This is a genomic window from Achromobacter sp. K91, assembly GCF_003576205.1.
Lineage (GTDB): Bacteria > Pseudomonadota > Gammaproteobacteria > Burkholderiales > Burkholderiaceae_B > Achromobacter > Achromobacter aegrifaciens.
This window is the reverse complement of sequence record NZ_QWFB01000030.1, coordinates 249928-268184: the sequence shown is the minus strand read 5'-3', so window position 1 is coordinate 268184 and position 18257 is coordinate 249928. Positions and strand designations below refer to the sequence as shown.

Annotated in this window: 15 protein-coding genes; 10 read left to right on the top strand and 5 right to left on the bottom strand. The window is 64.1% G+C overall.

Annotation, left to right across the window (positions count from 1 at the left end):
• Nucleotide 1 precedes the first annotated feature (1 nt).
• The 5 genes from DXK93_RS12820 to DXK93_RS12800 form a co-directional block, all read right to left on the bottom strand.
• On the bottom strand, nt 2-787 hold the full coding sequence (locus tag DXK93_RS12820) for an EAL domain-containing protein (protein ID WP_054457680.1): 786 nt from the start codon (nt 785-787) through the stop codon (nt 2-4).
• An 81-nt stretch (nt 788-868) separates the two neighbouring features.
• Entirely contained in the window at nt 869-1243 is a 375-nt protein-coding gene (locus tag DXK93_RS12815; protein WP_054457681.1) for an Hpt domain-containing protein, read from the bottom strand.
• A 48-nt stretch (nt 1244-1291) separates the two neighbouring features.
• Nucleotides 1292-1921, bottom strand: coding sequence for a response regulator transcription factor (locus DXK93_RS12810; RefSeq protein ID WP_119450224.1), 630 nt, complete (start codon nt 1919-1921; stop codon nt 1292-1294).
• Nucleotides 1922-1932: 11 nt separating this feature from the next.
• The gene (locus DXK93_RS12805) at nt 1933-3432 is read right to left on the bottom strand and encodes an ATP-binding protein (RefSeq protein ID WP_158598558.1); all 1500 of its coding nucleotides are present in this window, start codon (nt 3430-3432) and stop codon (nt 1933-1935) included.
• A 203-nt stretch (nt 3433-3635) separates the two neighbouring features.
• On the bottom strand, nt 3636-5639 hold the full coding sequence (locus DXK93_RS12800; RefSeq protein ID WP_147400240.1) for an ATP-binding protein: 2004 nt from the start codon (nt 5637-5639) through the stop codon (nt 3636-3638).
• A 383-nt stretch (nt 5640-6022) separates the two neighbouring features.
• Between DXK93_RS12800 and DXK93_RS12795 the strand changes: the two genes are divergently transcribed.
• The 10 genes from DXK93_RS12795 to DXK93_RS12750 all read left to right on the top strand — a co-directional run bounded on the left by DXK93_RS12795 (nt 6023) and on the right by DXK93_RS12750 (nt 18193).
• Nucleotides 6023-6553 carry a fimbrial protein gene (locus tag DXK93_RS12795; RefSeq protein ID WP_119450221.1) on the top strand — a complete coding sequence of 177 codons (531 nt, stop codon included), beginning with the start codon at nt 6023-6025 and terminating at the stop codon, nt 6551-6553.
• Between the two features lie 82 nt (nt 6554-6635).
• Nucleotides 6636-7448, top strand: coding sequence for a molecular chaperone (locus DXK93_RS12790; protein WP_119450220.1), 813 nt, complete (start codon nt 6636-6638; stop codon nt 7446-7448).
• Between the two features lie 17 nt (nt 7449-7465).
• Complete coding sequence (locus tag DXK93_RS12785; protein WP_119450219.1) at nt 7466-9970, top strand: fimbria/pilus outer membrane usher protein; 2505 nt, start codon at nt 7466-7468, stop codon at nt 9968-9970.
• Nucleotides 9971-10053: 83 nt separating this feature from the next.
• Entirely contained in the window at nt 10054-11025 is a 972-nt protein-coding gene (locus DXK93_RS12780; RefSeq protein ID WP_054457688.1) for a fimbrial protein, read from the top strand.
• 35 nt (nt 11026-11060) lie between these two features.
• Complete coding sequence (locus DXK93_RS12775; RefSeq protein WP_119450217.1) at nt 11061-11861, top strand: winged helix-turn-helix domain-containing protein; 801 nt, start codon at nt 11061-11063, stop codon at nt 11859-11861.
• A 338-nt stretch (nt 11862-12199) separates the two neighbouring features.
• Complete coding sequence (locus DXK93_RS12770) at nt 12200-12760, top strand: fimbrial protein (protein WP_054457690.1); 561 nt, start codon at nt 12200-12202, stop codon at nt 12758-12760.
• Between the two features lie 61 nt (nt 12761-12821).
• Nucleotides 12822-13505 carry a molecular chaperone gene (locus tag DXK93_RS12765; protein ID WP_119450298.1) on the top strand — a complete coding sequence of 228 codons (684 nt, stop codon included), beginning with the start codon at nt 12822-12824 and terminating at the stop codon, nt 13503-13505.
• Between the two features lie 81 nt (nt 13506-13586).
• The gene (locus DXK93_RS12760; RefSeq protein WP_119450216.1) at nt 13587-16208 is read left to right on the top strand and encodes a fimbria/pilus outer membrane usher protein; all 2622 of its coding nucleotides are present in this window, start codon (nt 13587-13589) and stop codon (nt 16206-16208) included.
• Entirely contained in the window at nt 16205-16966 is a 762-nt protein-coding gene (locus DXK93_RS12755; RefSeq protein ID WP_233564546.1) for a molecular chaperone, read from the top strand. Before DXK93_RS12760 ends, DXK93_RS12755 begins: the two co-directional genes overlap by 4 nt.
• Nucleotides 16967-17002: 36 nt before the next feature.
• On the top strand, nt 17003-18193 hold the full coding sequence (locus DXK93_RS12750) for a fimbrial protein (RefSeq protein ID WP_054457693.1): 1191 nt from the start codon (nt 17003-17005) through the stop codon (nt 18191-18193).
• The last annotated feature ends 64 nt before the right edge of the window (nt 18194-18257 follow it).

Below are 18257 nucleotides of genomic sequence, written 5' to 3'. Positions count from 1 at the left end.
GCTACCGCTTCCGGCTCTCGATGAACTCGGACAACACGACGGGCGGCGACAGCACATAGCCCTGCCCGTGGCTGCATCCCATGGACTGGAGCAGAGCGATGTCCGGCGCGCTTTCGATGCCTTCGGCGATCACGCGCAGGCCGAGCCGCTCCCCCAGCAACACCGACAGGCGCGTGATTTCCCGCGCTTTCCGGTCGCGGCGGATGCGGCGCACGAAGCGTCCGTCTATCTTCAGTTCGGCGATGGGCAGCGCGTTCAAGAGCTGCAGCGAGGCATAGCCCGTTCCAAAATCGTCCATGCTGACCTGGCAACCGGCCTTCGCAAATTTCTTCAAGGACTTCCGCAGCATCTCGAGGCGAGTGATGGGCTGGTCTTCTGTCAGCTCGATCCGGAAGCGCGTCAACGGAATGTTCGCCGCGGCGGCGTGACGCGCCAGGACGTCGACCGCATCATGGCTCGACAAGGTTGAGGCCGAGGCGTTGATCGCCAACGGCACGTCGATTCCCTCTTCCTGCAGCGCCTGCGCTGCGGCGACCGCCAGGCGGCAGATCTGCTCAAAAAAAAGCAGGTCCAGGCCCAGTCGATGGACGGCGGGAACGAAATCGGCGGGTCCGATATCGCCCATGGTCGGATGCTTCCAACGAGCCAGACATTCCGCGGCGACCATTTCGCCGTTCATCAGGTTGAATTGCGGCTGTAGGGCGACGCTCAAGCCATCGCCTCGCCATGCCATCGACATGACTTCGTGGTCGCCAAGTTGCTGGCATTGCGCTGCAGCGCGTTTCATACATCATTCCTGGTGGACTGGGGAAGGAAATTCACATACAGCCACTCTACGGCGCTTCGAGAGCGAAAAATGTAGGAGGATTCAGAATGTGCGGTTCACTCGCTCCAGGACTGCACTCAAATTTTTGACGACCGGGACATAGTCGGCCAACAGTTCCTCACGCGCCTGACCATCCTTCCTGCCGAGCATCGCCTCAACGCGCAGGCAAAGTTCAACCAAGGCGCTGCAGCCCAGCAATTGCGCGGTGTTCAGAATCCGGTGCGCATACCGCTTGACCTCCGCCCACTGCTCCTGTTCGATCGCCAGCAGCAAGGCATCGACGTCCTTCCTGTGGTTGACGTGCAGGCTATGCGCCAGTTCGGCGGCAATGTCCAGGTCGTTGCCTACCTTGGAAAGCAGTTCATCGCGCAGCACCGCCACCGCCTGGATCTGCGAGTTTTCCTGCTCGGGATGCATGGCCGAAGCCGCTGGGTTCTGCACGCGGAAATATGCCCTATGAGAAATTCACATCGATATTTTCGATTTTCTGGCGAAATCGACTAATTCAACCAGGGAACCGATCTGCAATTTGGTCATTATCCTGGTCTTGTGCGTGCTGACCGTCTTATTGCTGATGAATAGCGCGTCACCGATTTCCTTATTGCTCAATCCTTGGGCCAGCATCTGCGTGACGACCATTTCCTTGTTGGACAGCAGTTCAAGTTTCTTCTGGTAGGCGTCCGCCACATCCACCAGGCCTGCCGTCTTGGCCGAATTCGGAAACACGCGGTAGCCAGCCAGCACGGACTCGATGCAACGGATCAGTTCCTTGATCTCCAGCCGCTTGCTGGCGTAGCCGCAGGCGCCGAGTTCGGCCACGCGCGACGCGAAGACCGACGGATCATGCGCCGACACCACCAGTATCCGCAAGTCCGGATTGATGGCAAGGATTCTGGATATGGCTTCCAGGCCGCCCATTTTCGGCATGTCCAGGTCCAACACGATGAGATCAGGGCGCTCGCTGCGGGCCAGCGCCAGCGTATCGACCCCGTTGTCCGCCTCCAGTATCCGGCTGGCGCTGGGCAAAAGCGCAATCTGCGTTCTCAGAACCAACCGAAACGCGGGATGGTCATCAACAATCAAGACAGTCGACATGCTGCCTCCCTTCAGTGGATCTTGGGCACGCTGGCCAGCGGCCGCCTGGCATGCGCGAGGATGAACGACTGCAGCGTCTGCAGGTCTACCGGCTTGATCAGCACGGCGTTCATGCTGGCTCGCGCGCCGGACGCCAGATCGAGTTCAAGTTCGCTTGCGGTATAGCCCAGCACGGGCGTGGCCGCATTCACGCCGCCGCCGGCTCTCAAGGCAGCAGTAAATGCATTGCCGTCCATGACGGGCATGACGCAATCGCAGATGATCAGATCAAACTCCATCCGTTCGGCCAAGGCCAGACCCGCCGCGCCGTTCTGCGCGAATTGCGCGGAATGCTTCAACATCCGCAACTGATGCTTGAGCAGCAGCCGGTTGGCCTCATGGTCGTCGATGACGAGTATGCGCAGGCCGCCGGCGTCGGCCACCGTTGGCGCAGGAGCCGCTGCCACGGCGGCATTTTCCGAAGGCGGCAGCGCCAAAGGCAAGCGCACCGATATTCTGGCGCCCTGCCCGGCCGTACTGAAAATTTCCATGGAGCCCCCCATCAAGCGCGTCAGTTCGTTGCAGATGGACAGCCCCAGTCCGATGGTGACGCCTTGCTCCCCGACCACGTGTTCAAAGTGCGGGGCAGCCAGTCTGGCCTGGATATCCTCGGCAATCCCGGGGCCGGTGTCCGCGACGCACAGCGTGATCCACTGCACCTCTTCCGTGGCGGCCCCGGCGGTCAGCGCGACATCGATACGGCCATGCCCCGTGAAGCGGACCGCATTGGACAACAGCTTATCCAGCAGTTGCTTCAGGCGAACGGGATCCGAGAAATGACGCTCGGCAATGTCGCGGCCGATGTCCAGGGTCAACTGCAGGCCTTTTTCTTGGGCAGCGCCCCGAAATGATGCCAGCGTGTCGGCCGCCAGCGCGCGCAGATCGACGTTCTGCCGTCGCAGTTGAAAGTGACCGGTTTCCAGCTTGGATATGTCGATCAGGCCGCTGATCAGGGACAACAGCGATTGCGCCGACTGGCGCGACACAGCAAGTCTTTCATACGTCTCGCTGACGAGTCCCCCGCGCGCCAGCATCAGTTCAAGCATGCCGATAATCGCGTTCAGGGGGGTGCGGAGTTCATGGCTGATGAACGCAAGATACGTTGATTTCATCAGGTTGGCCCTTTCCATATTGAGCCGAGTTGTCGACACGTCCCGCAGCATGTCGGGAAAGCCACGAAAGCGTGCGCTGCCCCCGATCAACCCGATGATGGCGCCGTCCTCTCCGCGCAACGGCGCGGCCCAAGCGGCTACCCCACACGTAGGATCATGCTCGAACGGATGTTCGCGGACCAGGGTTTCACCGCCGGCCAGCACTTGACGATAATCGTCGATTATCTCGTTCAGGTTGGGCGGCGGTTCGCTGCCCGAGTCCGGCGCGGACAGGGACTCCAGCGGAATATGCAGAGGGCGGCTCCAGCCCTCGCTGCGGCATGTAGCGGCGTACTCCCTGAGCGCGTCATTGCGCGTCACCAGATTCAAATCCAGATCGCGGATGAAAATCCCGGCGGGTAGCGTATCCGCCAGGCGCGCCAGCCGGGCCAGTTCGCCGCGCGGCGACCTGGCGCTGCGCATGCGCACCGCGAGCCAGACCAGCATCAAGACCAGCGCCGCAGCCAGCGCCAGATTCAGGAATACGGAAAGCGTGAGTATGGAGTCTGCCTCGCGATGGACCACTATGGCGCTCCATCCCGTGCACGTCCGCTCGCGACGCAGGCCGCCGGCAGGCAGGAAGCGACGGCGGCTTCCAGCGCGCGCAGATCCGCAGGCTTGACCAGCACCGCGTTCATGCCAGCCTGCAAACCCGCCTCATGGTCTTCCCGGCGCGCGTCGGCCGTGTATCCGAGCACGGGAACGGTGGCGCACTCGCCCGCGCCGGCACGCAGCGCCCGGGTGAACTCTGCCCCGTCCATGTCCGGCATCATGCCATCGCAGACCACCAGGTCGAACCTGCCTGCTCTGGCAAGCGCCAAGCCCTGCGCGCCATCCTCCGCCGTCTGGACGGCATGGCCGAGGAATTCCAATTGGCTTTTCAACAGCAGGCGGTTGGCGGCCTGGCTTTCAACCACAAGCGTCCGCAACCCGGTGGCGGGTCGCTGAGCCATTCCGAGCACGGTCTCTTGCGACGGGTCGCGCCGCTCGCCGGATCCGAGCATCAGCGGCACGCGGACATGGACGTGCGTACCCTCGCCCACGACGCTGGAGATGCGGATGGTTCCGCCAACGCGATGCACGATCTGCCGACAGTAGTGCAAGCCCAGCCCGGCGCCATCGGGCGAGGCGCTCAGCCCGGCTTCGTAGCGGGAGGCCGACAGCTTCTGCTGTATGTGCGGATCAATGCCGCTGCCGGTATCGATGACCGACAGCGAGACCCATTGCCGGCCATCTTCCACCGGGGTGGCGTCCAGATGTATCCGGACGCCGCCCCGTTCCGTGAATCGGATGGCGTTGGACAGGAAATTGTTGAGCAACTGATTCAACCCCTGAGCGTCCGCCATGTGGCTGGCGGCGACCCCGGGAGCCACCTCCAGCGTCAGGCTTATGCCCTTTTCGTAGGCGCTGGGAGCGAACAGCGCAACCACGTCGGCTACCACCCTGCGCAGCGAATGGGATACGCGGGCGCATGCCAGATCGCCGGTCTCCATTCTGCGCGTATCGACGATGGACGGAATCAACTGGAGCAGGGACCGCGTAGACAAGCGAACGGTCGCCAACATTTCTTTCGACTGCCGCGGCATCGCCGCGTCAAGCGACGCCATTTCCAACAGGCCCGCCATGGCGTTCAAGGGATTGCGCACATCGCGGCTGACCGCCGCCAGGAACCGCGTTTTCATGTCATTGATGCGTTCTGCCCGGCCACGTGCGCTTGCCGAATCCTCCAACGACTGGCTATGGCCCAGGAAGTACATGCCCTTGGCGAAAACGCCTATGACCTGATCTTCAGCGCCAAACAGAGGAAAAATCTGGGCCTGGATTGCCGCCCGGATTCCGGCGGCTCCTGGCAGCTCCTGGCTGTAGTCACAAGAGCGCGGTTCGCCGGTAGCCACCGCAGCCTGGAACTCGCGCACGATGACGGCAACTTCGGGCGGCACCTGAATCTGATCCTTCTCTGCGCCGGAGAGGAATCCCAGATCGATGTGCTCGGGCCTGGCCCATCCGTTCCTGATGACGATGTCCGAAAAGCGCCGCATGCCATCGCTGAGCCCGACCAGACGCAGCGATTTTTCCCGAATAACCATGTCCACAGGCGCCGCGGCGATCAAGCGCGCGGCTTGCCTCAAATGCGCCAGCAGATCGTGGCTTTTATTCGCCGTGCCTTTCAGTGCCAGCAGGACCCATAGCACGGCCAGAAACAAGACGCCGTTCAAGGCCCAGGAGAGGATCGCAGCAGATGCAAGCTGTTGCTGCAGCGAGGCGGCGATGGTCGGCGCGCTCAGCGCACATAGCACGACAACAAGAATCGCGGCCGCACCAATTGCCATCCTGATTCGAACGGCATTGCCGCGTCGCATAGCGCTAGCAAAAACTTCAGGCTTCATCTGGAGATTGTCGATGGTCGCGCCTATGGCTGAATTTGATATGCGCTGCGCAACGGCGATTTTATCGCAGAAGGCATCGCGCCACCCCTCCGCACGCGTCGCCGGCCCCATAAATTCCGCGTAACGTTGCTTCCAAATCACGGCCCAAAAAATACCAAATAGGACCAATAAAACCGCCTCATTTCGCTAAGGTTGGCAATTATTGGAAAGAATCGCCAATTGTCGTTTTCATATGAAATTTCATACAACAAGAAGGGAGAATTCCTACAACTTCAGAATTCCGATTCTATTAATTTTCAGTTGCCGACGAAATGCGGAATACGGGATTCGGAGGAGCAGGCGAATGAATTATCCGGCTGCGTCCTTTTATCAATTGTTCGAATTGAATTTTGATAACAACTGAATCGCACGGAAGTTGATTCCTGAAAACCGAAATAAAGCATTTCGCAAGTCGGTCGCCCTCTGCTTTCAGTAATCCCCAGGCGGCGCTTTTGATTATTAATCGACTCAGGATATTCACTTCCATGAACAAGAACATCATTATCAAGTTTGCCCTGCTCGCCACGGCAGCCGCAGTTTCCCAAACCGCCCTGGCTGAGGACGGCCGCATCAACTTCATTGGCGAAATCGTCGATGCCCCGTGCGATGTCTCGCCCCAGGCAACCAACCTGGTCGTCCCGCTTGGGAAAGTGTCCCGGACCACCCTGGACGGCGCCGTGGGCAAGTACTCGACGCCCGCGCAATTCGAACTCCAGCTGGCCAATTGCAGCGCCACGGCCAAGGGCGCCAGCGTGACGTTCACCGGCACCGCAGACACGATCAACACGGACACGCTGGCGATCGGTATCGGCGAACTGGGCAGCGCCACCGGCGTGGCCGTCGAGCTGCGCGATTCCACCCAGAAAAAAATCAAGCTGGGAGCGGAGTCCCCCGAATACATGCTGCGCGCCGGCACCAACAATCTGAAGTTCGGCGCCGTTTATGTGTCGACCGCCAACACCGTCACCGTCGGCCCCGCCAACGCCACCGCGCAGTTCACGGTGAACTACAAGTAACGCCGCTTTGCCGGACCGCCAGCCCCTCAAAAGCGGGGCTGGCCGCAAGCCTACTCGCAGCAGGCGGTTCCACGAGAACCCGATGGCTTGCGAGCACAACATCGAGATCCCCATGCTGAAAGACATCGCGCAACGGTTCGTGCACAAGGCGCGGCCCTTCATGATTTTCGCCCTGGCGGCCACGCTGGCCCACGCCAATGCGGCAGCCGGCGTGCTGGTCGGCGGCACCCGCGTCATTTTCAACGAGAAGGACCGCGAGTCCTCCATTCCCGTCAAGAACACTGGCGTGTCCCCTTACGTCGTGCAGGCCTGGATCGATGCAGGCGAAGGCGCTGCCAAGGCGCCGTTCGTGGCAAGCCCGCCGCTGTCGCGGCTGGACCCAGGCCAGGAAAACGTGCTGCGCATACTGCGCCTGGCCGGCAATCTGCCTCTCGACCGCGAATCGGTGTTCTGGCTCAACGTCAAGGAAATCCCGGAAAAGAGCCAGGACGAAAACGTACTGCAGATCGCGGTGCGCACCCGCATCAAACTGTTCTACCGGCCGTCGGGCCTGGCGGGCAAACCCGGCGAACAGCGTCAGCAGTTGCAGTGGGCGGTCGCCGCCGGCGGCAGAGGCGCTGTGCTCAAGATTGCAAATCCGTCCGCCTATCACGTCACCTTCGCCACGCTGAACGTCAATGGCGGCCAGCAGGAGATCAACGGCGGCATGGTGTCGCCCGGCGGCACCCTGGAGTACCCCTTGTCCGGGCTGTCCGCGCCCAGGGACGTGGACGTCGTGTTCACGACCATCAACGACTACGGCGCCGAGACCCCCGAGGAAAGAGTCCGCGTACCCAGCGCCCAAGTTCCGGTCCACGTCAAGGCCGAGCCCGTCGCGCCTGCCGCAAGCCGTTAATGCCCGGAGCTCATGCAATGAATGGCGTATCGCAGGGTCGCATGCCCCCTTTCGCGGCATTGGCATCGCTGTTGCTGGGCCTGGCTTCCTTTTCCGCTCAGGCCGCCGAGCCGGCGGGCACGGTCTTCAATCAGGAGTTCCTGGGTACGGGCGGAGACCAGCCGCAGGCAGACTTGTCCATCTTCAGTTTCGGCAATAGCGTGCTGCCGGGCGAGTACCTGGCCGACGTGTTCGTCAACGATCAGTCCATGGGCGCGAGCCGAATCATCGTCGAAGTCCAGGAGGGCCTCAAGCAGCCCTCGGTCTGCCTGACCCGCGGCCAATTGGAGAACTGGGGCGTCAACATGGCCGCGCTGCCCGAATCCGCGGGCGCGGACGGCGCCTGCGTGGACCTGCCCGCGCTGGTGCAAGACGCCGCCGTGAATTTCGATGGCGGCAAGCAACGGCTGTATCTGAGCATTCCGCAGGCCGCGCTCAAGCGCGCGGCGCGAGATTCAGTCGACCCGTCGCGCTGGGACAAGGGCATCACCTCGGCCCTGCTGGACTATCAGCTCAATATGTCGCGCCAGGGCGGAGGCAACTCCTCCAACCGCGGCGCCGAATCGCCCTACGCGGCCTACGCCGGATTGCGCGGCGGCTTGAACTTCGGCGACTGGCGCCTGCGCCACGCCTCCAACTACAACCGCGGCACCAACGGGCGCGGTGAATGGCAGTCGCTGGAAACCAATCTGCAGCGCGACCTGCGCTCGATCAACGGCCAATTGCTGCTTGGCGACGGCAACACGCCGGGCAACTTTTTCGATAGCGTGCCATTCCGCGGCGTGCAGGTCTCTTCGGACGACTCCATGCTGCCGGACAGCATGCAGGGCTACGCGCCGACCATACGCGGCATCGCCCAGACCAATGCGCTCGTCACTGTCAGGCAGAACGGCTACATCGTCTACAACGCCTATGTCGCGCCCGGCGCGTTCGTGCTGGACGACCTGTACCCGTCGTCCTCCGGCGGCGACCTGGAAGTCACCATTACGGAGTCGGACGGACGCCAGACCCGTTACGTGCAGGCCTATGCTTCCGTGCCAACGCTGTTGCGCGAAGGCACCTGGCGCTACAGCGCCACCGCCGGACGCTATCGCAGCGCCTCCGGCTCCGACGAGCGTGAACCCACCTTTGTGCAAGGCACGATCGCGCGCGGCCTGGGCCAGGAATTCTCGTTGTATGGCGGCATCACCGCGGCCAGCATCTATCAATCCGCCCTCGTGGGCGTAGGCAAGAATCTGCGCAGTTTCGGCGCGATTTCGTTGGACCTGTCGCACGCGCGCACCTCCACCGAGCGATTGAAAACGCAGGGCCAGTCCGTGCGCTTCCTGTATGCCAAATCCCTCGACGAAATCGGCACCAACTTCCGAGTCGCCGGCTATCGCTATTCCACCAGCGGCTACCGGACCTTCCGGGAAGCGACCGGCGTCGACGATTTCGAGCCGGGCTACAAGATGCCCAGCCGCCGCAACGAACTACGATTCGAGGTAAGCCAGTCGCTGGGCTCTTGGGGTTCGGTCTACGCCTCGGCGCGCCAACAGTCGTACTGGCAGACGAATCAAAAGGAGCGGCTGATCCAGGTCGGATACTCCGGTTCCTACAGACAGGTCAGTTACAACGTCTTCGTCGACATGAACACCGGCCGCAGCGGTTCGAATGACCGCCGGGTCATGCTGTCGATGTCGATTCCGCTAGGCGCCTCGGGCAGCAGCGCCCACTACTCCCTGACCACCGGCAACAATGGCGAGACCAGCCACGCGGCCACCGTTTCCGGCTCCGCGTTCGAAGACAACCGGCTCAGCTACAACCTGACTGCGGCGACCTCCAACCAGAACGGCGTCAACAGCTCCGGCAACGCCTACTACTTGTCCAGGATCGGCCGCCTCGACCTGGGCGCGTCGCAGGGACGCAACTACAACCAGATCAACGCGGGGCTGTCAGGCGGCATCGTCGTCCATGCCGGCGGCGTGACGTTCGGCCAGCCTCTGGGTGAAACCGTGGCGCTGGTGCACGCTCCGTCGGCGGAGAACGTGCGCTTTGAATCGCATCCGGGCGTCAGCACCGATGCCAGCGGCTACGCCATCGTGCCGAGTCTGAGCCCGTACCGCTCCAACCGTCTGGCCATGCTCACCGCAGACCTGGGCGACACCGTCGAAGTCAAGAACGCGGCGGTGAATCTGGTCCCCACTCGCGGCGCGGTGATACGTGCCGGATTTGAGACGGTGGTTGGCTATCGCCTGATGCTTACGCTGACCCGCAAGGACAACAGCGTGGTGCCGTTGGGCGCGCGCATCGACAACGAGGCTGGCCAGGAAATCGGCATCGTCGGGCCGGACGGCCAAGCCTTCGTGACCGGCGCGCAGCAGTCCGGAACGATGCGCATCGTCTGGGGCCGCGGCGCAGCCGACAGCTGTGGTGTGTCCTACACCCTGCCGCAAGAGGACCGCCCCGCTCCCATACGCGAAGTCGCCTACATGTGCCTGTGATGCCTGGCTTGGCGATTGCAAGCTTGAGGAATGAAAAACAAATGAAAGACTCTCGGATCAAGAAAAAAAGATGCGCTACCGGCATGCTGGCACTGTCGTGCATGGCGTTGATGCTGGGTGCATATGCGCCGCAAAGCCTGGCAGCGTGCGCCCTGGGAGAAGGTATCGCCCGGAATGTGATCAACATCTCCTTGGGCAATATCGTCGTCCCGCCGGAAAAGGGACCGAGCAGGGTAGTGCCGATCGCGGACAGACGATTCCCCATCAGCCACAAAGGCAACGCGCTCCTCGTCTGCAAGGATGGAGGGGGAAAGGCGCTAGCGTCCCTGCACAAAGGTACGGTCGTAGACGATACCCACATCTATCGCACCAACATTCCCGGTATCGGCATACGCATCGGAATGCGACCGGGCGATCACGTCGGAACCTTCTATTTCCCGACGACCTGGTCCCTCTCCGGCACAGGCACGGAGACGACTATCGGCAACAAGGGCTGGATTCACGTTCAGCTCTTCAAGATCAGCTCCGACACCGGCAACGGAGCCCTGGAGGAAGGGACTTACGCCACGCTGTACGCGCAGGACGCGCCAGGGGACTCCCTGAAAGTGATACTCACCGGCAGGACCACGGCCATTGTCACTCCGTCGTGCACCGCCGCTCCCACTCCGCCCGTACAGCTGGGAAAGGTCTGGAAGAACCTGTTCAGCTCGGTCGGCAGCACAGCAGCCGAACAACGCTTCAACATCAAGCTGAACTGCCGCGAGGCCAAACCCGAACTGAACGCTGTCTACCTGCGCATGGACGCAAAACCCCACGCGTCAGGCGCGCCCGGCGTGATCGCCTTGAGCCCCGACGCCAATTCCGCCACCGGCGTCGGCATCCAGCTCCTGGACAAGGACCGTCAGCCGGTCAAGTACGGCGACAGCGCCTTGGTCGGCATGTCCAAGGACGGCGTCTATGACGTGCCGTTCCACGTCCGCTACTACCAGACCGCAAACCAGGTGACGGCCGGCGCGGCGAACGGCACCGCCACCTTCACGCTTGAATACAAATGATCTTCCCAGCTTCCACGAACCACAGGCCATCGATCATGAAAAAGCCCGCATTCAACCACACCGTCCATGTCTGCGTCGAAGCCGTAGAGCCAGCGGCGACGCTAGTCCAAGGGCTGGGCGACCGCGCCCAGATGGTGTGCCTGACCCAATCCGCGCTCCGCTTGCAGGAACAGCTGGCCGAACCCGGATTGCACTACGTCGTCATGCACGGCAGCGTCGAATGGCTGGCCGCCATGCTGGGCGCGCGGCGCGGCCCCTACGTCACCGGACTGGTGGTCATGATCACCGCCAACGATTCCTCCAATGCGCGGGCCGAACTGATATGCGCCGGCGCCGACGCCTGCCTGGCCTCGAACGCGGGCATCGACGAACTGCTGGCGGCGCTGAGCAGCCTGGAACGCCTGTCCTCGGCATTGCGTACTCGCCTGCAGCGCGAAGCCACCCCCGCCGCCGACGCCCTGGCGCGGCAGCGGCGCGCCTTGACCGGCACAGTCGCGACAGTCCGCGTCACGCCGGTCCGGGAATGGGCCCTGATCGAAGCGGAGAAAACGCTGCGCGCGCCTGACAGCGCCGGCAAGATCGCGTTGAGCAACAAGGAATTTGCGCTGCTGTCGTGCCTGCGCGGGCATGACTTCCAGTACTGCAGCATTGCGGATCTGCACCGCGAAGTGTGGCCGGATGCGGCAAGCCGCCCCATCCACCTGCAACGGGCCATCGTCTCCAGCGTGGTCGGGCGGCTACGCCGACGGGCGCGCATGGCGGGAATCGAGCTGCCGCTGCGCACGAGCTATGGACAGGGCTACACCTTCGTCCATCCGCTGAACAACGCCAACTAGCGACAACGCCAATCGCGACGCTGCAATGGCGGCGGTTGGCTCCCGATCAACGCGACCCTGCGCAAATTCGTATTTCTCAGATGCGGAAATCGATGTCTTCCGACTAAATTTCCCGCCCCCGCGCCATAAAGTATCCGTACTCGCCGGCCCGCGCAGATTCGAGCGCACAACCGACGGGTACGAGCCGCCTGGATATCGCCGCATTCGCGGCGTCGGGCCTTACATGAATCCCCAAAAAGATCGCTGCCTTCCGGATGCGCAAGGACCGTCCCGGTCCGACCCGCGCCCGGGAAGGTCTCGATCGCCGCGGGCAAGCCTAGCTTCAAAGGAAATACAACATGAAACGCAGTCTCGTCGCCTCTCTCCTGGCCTCCGGAGCCCTGGTCTCCGTGCTCGCGCCGGTGCCCGCCCACGCGGTTGACGGCGTCATCAACTTCATGGGCGTTATCCGCGCTCCCGGTTGCGACATCAACGGCAACACCCCGGGCCTGGGCAACACGCAGACAGTGCAGCTGGGCACGCCCACGCCGGAGGAAGTCGGCCTGGGCAATGCCGTCGAAGCCGAGTTCCAGCTGAATCTCGCGGGCGGAGCAGGCTGCACCGACGGCCGGAAGGTCCGCATCATGTTCGACCCGACCAACGCCACGCCAGCGGGCAACCTGGCGCTGCTGGATGCCGACCGCGCGCCCAACGTCGAGATCCAGATCCGCAACAACGCGACCGGCAACACCGGCATCATTCCCATTGGCGGTTCGGAAACCACGCCGCAGGTCGCCACGATCACGGGCAATCCGGGAACGGCGGAACTGAAGTACGCCGCCAAGTATGTCGAGGTCGGCGGCGCGGCGGGCGCTGGCTCCGGCGCGTCGAGCATCAAGTATCTGCTGTCCTACAACTAAGCGCGGGCCGGTCATGGCGTCGATAGCGCACATCGTTTCATCCCTGGCTGCCGTCTGCGCCATGACCCTGTGTACCTGGGCTACACCAGTCCGGGCCGGACTGGTGCTGCAAAGCACGCGCCTGGTCATCTCGCCGGATTCCCGCGACGTGACGCTGGCCATCCGCAACGCGGGCGCCGGTCCCGTGCTGGCGCAGAGCTGGCTGGACGACGGCAATGCAGACAGGTCGCCAGCGGACATGCGCGTGCCTTTCGTCCTGGCGCCAGCAGTCGTGCGGGTGGACCCGGACAGCGGCGCGGTGCTGAGGATCTCATACACCCGCGAGCCGCTGCCCGCCGATCGCGAGAGCCTGTTCTATCTCAACGTGTTGGAAACGCCGCCGCGCGATCCGAACGAAGCCAATGTGCTGATCTTCCAGTTCCGGTCGCGCATCAAGGTTTTCTTCAGGCCAGCCGCGCTGCGTCCTCACGTTCAAGCCGCGCCGGCGCTGTTGAGCTGGAGGCTGCGCGGACGCGCGCTGGAAGTTACGAACCCGACGCCTTATTACGTCTCCTTCGCCAGCGTCGATCTGGTCGCAGGCGACAAGCGCACCGTGCTCGAAGGCGGCATGGTCGCGCCATTCGACAAGGCGCGCTTCGACTTGCCGTCCCGCGCGGCCAAACCCGCGGGCCGGGTCTCGGTCGAGTACGAGGTCATCACCGACTACGGCGGAACCACGAAGACAAAGCAGGCCGTTACCGAGTAAAGGCGCGGCGCAGCTTGCGCCCGCGAACCACAGAGCTGACACGTCCCGATGGAAAATCTACACGCAAGGGCTTGCCCCCGCTTGCCAGACCCCGCTCGTCCAGCGAATCGGCGCCAGGCGGCGGAAAGGCTCGCATCCGGTCTTGCCGCCGCGCTGGCGGTCTGGGTCGCTCCCGTACAAGGCAAGCAGGCGTTCTTCGACCCGCAGATGATGTTCCAAGGCGCAGGCGGCACGACCATCGACACGAGCCGCTTCGAGCGCGGCAACTTCATGGAGCCCGGCCGGCACAAGCTGGACGTCTACGTCAACGGCCAGTGGCGCGGCGTGGAGGAGGTCCCGTTCCGCCTCCTGGCCGGCAGCGCCAGCGCCACGCCGTGCTATGACAGCGCATTGCTGGCGCGCCTTGGCCTGGACGTCGACAAGGCCGCGCGCGGCGAGGGCATGCTTGCGCTATCCTCGACCGCAGCCTGCGGCGAGCTGTCGCGCTACGTGCCCGGCGCGCAGGTCAAATTGGAGGTGGCCGAGCAGAAGCTCTATCTCACCGTGCCCAAGTATTATCTGCGCCTCTCCACGCCCGGCGCCTACGTGGATCCATCGAACTGGGACTTCGGCGTGACGGCGGCGCGGCTGAACTACAACAGCAACCTCTTCACCTCTGAAAGCCGCGGCACGCGCACCACGCGTGGCTATGCGGGCCTGAATGCAGGCGTCAACGTGGGCGCGTTCCGGCTGCGCCACTACGGCAGCGCGACCTGGTCGCCGGGCCATGGCGCGAACTATCAGCGCGGCTATACCTATCTGAAGACCGACGTACCGGCGTGGAAGTCGCAGCTGTTGATGGGAGAAAGCTCCACCGACGGCGACCTGTTCGACTCCGTATCGTTCCGGGGCGTGCAACTGGCCAGCGACGAACGCATGCTGCCCAGCGCGTTGCGTTCCTACACCCCGGTTGTCCGCGGCACGGCCAACAGCAATGCCCAGGTGTCGGTGTACCAGCGTGGCTACCTCGTCTACGAAACCACCGTGGCGCCCGGCCCCTTCGCGCTCGAAGACCTGCAGGCGGCGGGATATGGCGGCGACCTGGACGTGCGTATCGTGGAGGCGGACGGCAGCGCGCGCAGCTTCGTCGTGCCCTTCGCCACCACCGTCCAACTGCTGCGGCCCGGCACCAGCCGCTACAGCCTGACGGCGGGGCGGGCGATAGATCTGGGCATGGGCAGCAGTTCGCAGTACTTGCTGCAGGGCACGTTCAAGCGCGGGCTGGGCGACATGTACACGGGTTACGGCGGTCTCGCTTTCACCCGGCACTATGGTTCCGCGCTGGCCGGCGCCGCGGTGAACACCGCGCTGGGCGCATTCGCGGCCGACGTCACGCTATCCCGCGCCGAGCTTCCGGACGAAGGCACGCGGACGGGCGCCAGCTACCGCCTGTCGTACAGCAAGAACCTGCCCAATAGCGGCACCAACTTTTCGCTCCTGGCCTACCGCTATTCCACCAGCGGCTTCGTGGGCTTGCGCGAGAGCATCGCCCTGCAAGGCGCGCCACAGCGCTACCGCTGGTTCGGCGACGTGGGCCGCACGCGCGGACGGCTCGACGCCAACATCAGCCAGCAGCTTGGCGTCAACGGCGGAAACGTCTATCTGTCGGGGTCGGCCATCCAATACTGGCAAGGCCATGGCAACACCATCAACTTCGCGCTGGGCTACAGCAACCGTTGGCGCGACATTTCCTATTCCTTCGGCGTGCAGCGCATGCAAAACCTGGCCACCCGAAATTCGTACCGGGGCGGCGGCCGCGACAACTCCACACTGGTCACCGTGAACCTTTCGATTCCCCTGGGCCGGGCCGAGCGCGGCGCTCCCATGCTCAACAGTTACTACAGCGCCGATTCCCGCGCCGGCGCCAACTTCACCACCTCGGTCGCGGGCTCGATGGGCGAGTCCGACCAAGGCACCTATTCGGTATCCGCCTCTCATGCCAGCCGCGAGAACGCCAACTCGGCAAGCGCAAACATCAGCTACCGCCTGCCGCAGTCCTGGGTGGGAGCGGGTATTTCGCAGGGAGCGGGCTTCCGCCAGGCATCGCTGAACGCGTCGGGCGGCGTGCTTGTCCATGCTGGCGGAGTGACCTTCTCGCAGACGCTGGGAGAAACGGTCGCGCTGGTACGCGCCGACCACGCGCAAGGCGCGCAGATCGGCTACGGCGGCGACCGCCTGGACGCCCGCGGCTATGGCGTCGTCGCCAGCCTGAGCCCCTACCAGCTCAACACCGTCGACATCGATCCGCGCGACATCCCCGACGACGTGGAGCTGCAGGCCAGTTCGCGCAACGTGGCGCCGCGCGCCGGCGCAGTCGTGCTGCTGTCCTACCCGACCCGCGTGGCCCGGCCGGTGCTGATCGACGCCCGCCAGGCCGACGGCGCCGCGCTGCCCTTTGGCGCGGAAGTGCTGAACGCCGCCGACGGCAAGCCGGTGGGCGCGGTGGGTCAGGGCAGCCGCATCGTCATGCGGGTGGAACAGGATCAAGGCCGCGTCATCGTGCAGTGGGGACCGGGGCCGCAGCAGCGCTGCGCCATCGACTACGCCCTACCCGAGCGCGCGCGGCAGCGCGCCCGGGGCTACGATGAGCTTTCGCTCACCTGCGCGCCGATGCCGGCGGACGGCGGCAGGCCCATGGGCCCCGGCCCGCTGGCGCGCCGATGATGGGCCTGCTGCGCTCATGCGCACCGCGCCTGACCGCCGGTCTGCTGATGGCCTGCATGGCAGCCTGGGCGCATGCGGACCTGACCGTGGTTGGCACACGCTTCATCTATCCTGCGCAAGCCAGGTCGCTGACGATACGCACCAGCAACTCGGGGCAGACGCCCATCCTGGTGCAGACCTGGCTGGACCAGGAGCAAGCGCAGGCGCGCACCGATCCCAGCAAGCTGCCCGTCCCTTTCGTGCTGACGCCCCCGGTCTACCGGCTGGATGCCGGGGAGCGCAAGGCGCTGGAGCTGCGCTACACGGGCGAACCCCTGCCGGGCGACCGCGAATCGGTGTTCTGGATCAATTTCCTTGAAATCCCTTCGCTGCAGCCGTCGCGCCGCAACCAGTTGCAGCTGTCGTTCCGGCTGAGGATGAAGTTCTTGTTCCGTCCGCCGGCGCTGCAAGGCGATCCTCGGGAGGCCCCGGCGCAAGTCGCGTGGAAGTACCGGCGCTCTGGAGACGCCGCTGCGCCATGGCAGTTGGAAGCGCACAACCCCACCCCTTTCCATGTGTCGCTGGCACGGCTGGAGCTTCCCGCCCCGGCGGGCGTGCAGCGCCTGGACGGTTTGACCGTGCCGCCGTACGCCACCTCCCGGTTCGCGCTACCCGCCGGCCATCAACCCCAGGCGCACCCAAACACGCTGCGCTACGAGGCCGCCGATGACGCCGGCGCCCTGATCCACGGCGCGGCAGCGCTCGCAGCCGCAAACTGAGTCCAAGCCGATCCCGGCATCCAGGAGTACACCCTGATGAGCAAGCTCCCTATCCCCGCACGCACCCATGCGATCGACAAGCCTGCACGGGCCGCCCTCCTCCTGCTGGCCGCCGCGATGGCATTGCCGTGCGCCCCGGTTCGCGGCGAACTGGTCATGAACCGCCCTGCCATCCACTGCAGCCAGTCGAACCAGGCCGGCGGCCCCTGGCGTGAAGTCTCGCCGCTGACCAGCTCCTCGCAGATTGGCGATGTGCTGTTCGAGCGGGGCGCCGGGCTTTTCAACAATTTCCAGCTTGGCTCGGGCGTGGGCGCAGGCGTCCTCCACGAATTGGTTGCGGCGGCGCAGTGGGGTCCCAACGCAGGCGTGGCCGCCGACGGCACGGCGCAGACAAACGTACCCGGCATCGGGCTGCAGGTATCCGTCATGGGCGCGGACGGCATCGAAAGACGGATCAAACCCGGCGCGCTGCCCGTGGTCATGGACAAGCGTCCCGTGTACTACGACACCGCCGGGTCCGCGTCGCAGAAAAACTCCACCGTCACCGAGTACATCCAGCGCCTGGTACTGACCGACGCCGCGGCCAACCTGCCCAGCGGTGAACTGAAAGTGACCGGCGTGGACCCCAACATCACGCTGATGCTCTATGCCGTCAACTACCAGCAGGGCGCGGTGGGCTACGGCGAGGCCATCCAGAACTTTCCCGTCTGGACACCGGGCATTACCGGCGTCTGCGGCAGTCTGCCGTTTTCCTACCAGGGCACCGGCGTCATCGGCATTGGCGGTGGCACGGGGGTAATCGTCCCCAACAAATGCGAGGTCGGCGCCTACCGGACGATCCCAGTCTCGCTGGGAGACCTGCCCCTCTCGCTCTTCGATACACCGGGAGCCACCTCGCCAGCCAAGGAATTTTCCATCGTGCTCACCCAATGCAGCGCCTCGGCCAAGCCGACCATTACTTTTGCCGACAAGTACGGCCCCAACACCGATCCCCATGTGCTGAACCTGAAGCCCGGCTCCGAAGCCGCCGAGGGCATAGGCATTGCCATGATCAACGATACCGGCAAAGTCCCGGTCCGCTTCGGCGCCGCGTATGACATGCAGCGCGTCGGCGACCAGGCCGTGCTGATGCTGCGAGCCCACTATCTCCGCACGGCGCCGGTCGACGGAGCGGTCAAGGCCGGCATCGCCGATGGCAGCGCGGAGTTCACCTTCGAGTTTCCCTGAGGCCAGGGCGCCTCATGCCAACAGGGCCACGGACGCGCGCGTCCATGGCCCTGTTCATGCACTG

Coding starts and splice junctions, on each gene's coding strand:
- DXK93_RS12795 (WP_119450221.1), top strand. CDS start 6,023: ATGAACAAGAACATCATTATCAAGTTTGCCCTGCTCGCCACGGCAGCC.
- DXK93_RS12810 (WP_119450224.1), bottom strand. CDS start 1,921: ATGTCGACTGTCTTGATTGTTGATGACCATCCCGCGTTTCGGTTGGTT.
- DXK93_RS12765 (WP_119450298.1), top strand. CDS start 12,822: ATGACCCTGTGTACCTGGGCTACACCAGTCCGGGCCGGACTGGTGCTG.
- DXK93_RS12820 (WP_054457680.1), bottom strand. CDS start 787: ATGAAACGCGCTGCAGCGCAATGCCAGCAACTTGGCGACCACGAAGTC.
- DXK93_RS12770 (WP_054457690.1), top strand. CDS start 12,200: ATGAAACGCAGTCTCGTCGCCTCTCTCCTGGCCTCCGGAGCCCTGGTC.
- DXK93_RS12755 (WP_233564546.1), top strand. CDS start 16,205: ATGATGGGCCTGCTGCGCTCATGCGCACCGCGCCTGACCGCCGGTCTG.
- DXK93_RS12775 (WP_119450217.1), top strand. CDS start 11,061: ATGAAAAAGCCCGCATTCAACCACACCGTCCATGTCTGCGTCGAAGCC.
- DXK93_RS12815 (WP_054457681.1), bottom strand. CDS start 1,243: ATGCATCCCGAGCAGGAAAACTCGCAGATCCAGGCGGTGGCGGTGCTG.
- DXK93_RS12780 (WP_054457688.1), top strand. CDS start 10,054: ATGCTGGCACTGTCGTGCATGGCGTTGATGCTGGGTGCATATGCGCCG.
- DXK93_RS12785 (WP_119450219.1), top strand. CDS start 7,466: ATGAATGGCGTATCGCAGGGTCGCATGCCCCCTTTCGCGGCATTGGCA.
- DXK93_RS12790 (WP_119450220.1), top strand. CDS start 6,636: ATGGCTTGCGAGCACAACATCGAGATCCCCATGCTGAAAGACATCGCG.
- DXK93_RS12750 (WP_054457693.1), top strand. CDS start 17,003: ATGAGCAAGCTCCCTATCCCCGCACGCACCCATGCGATCGACAAGCCT.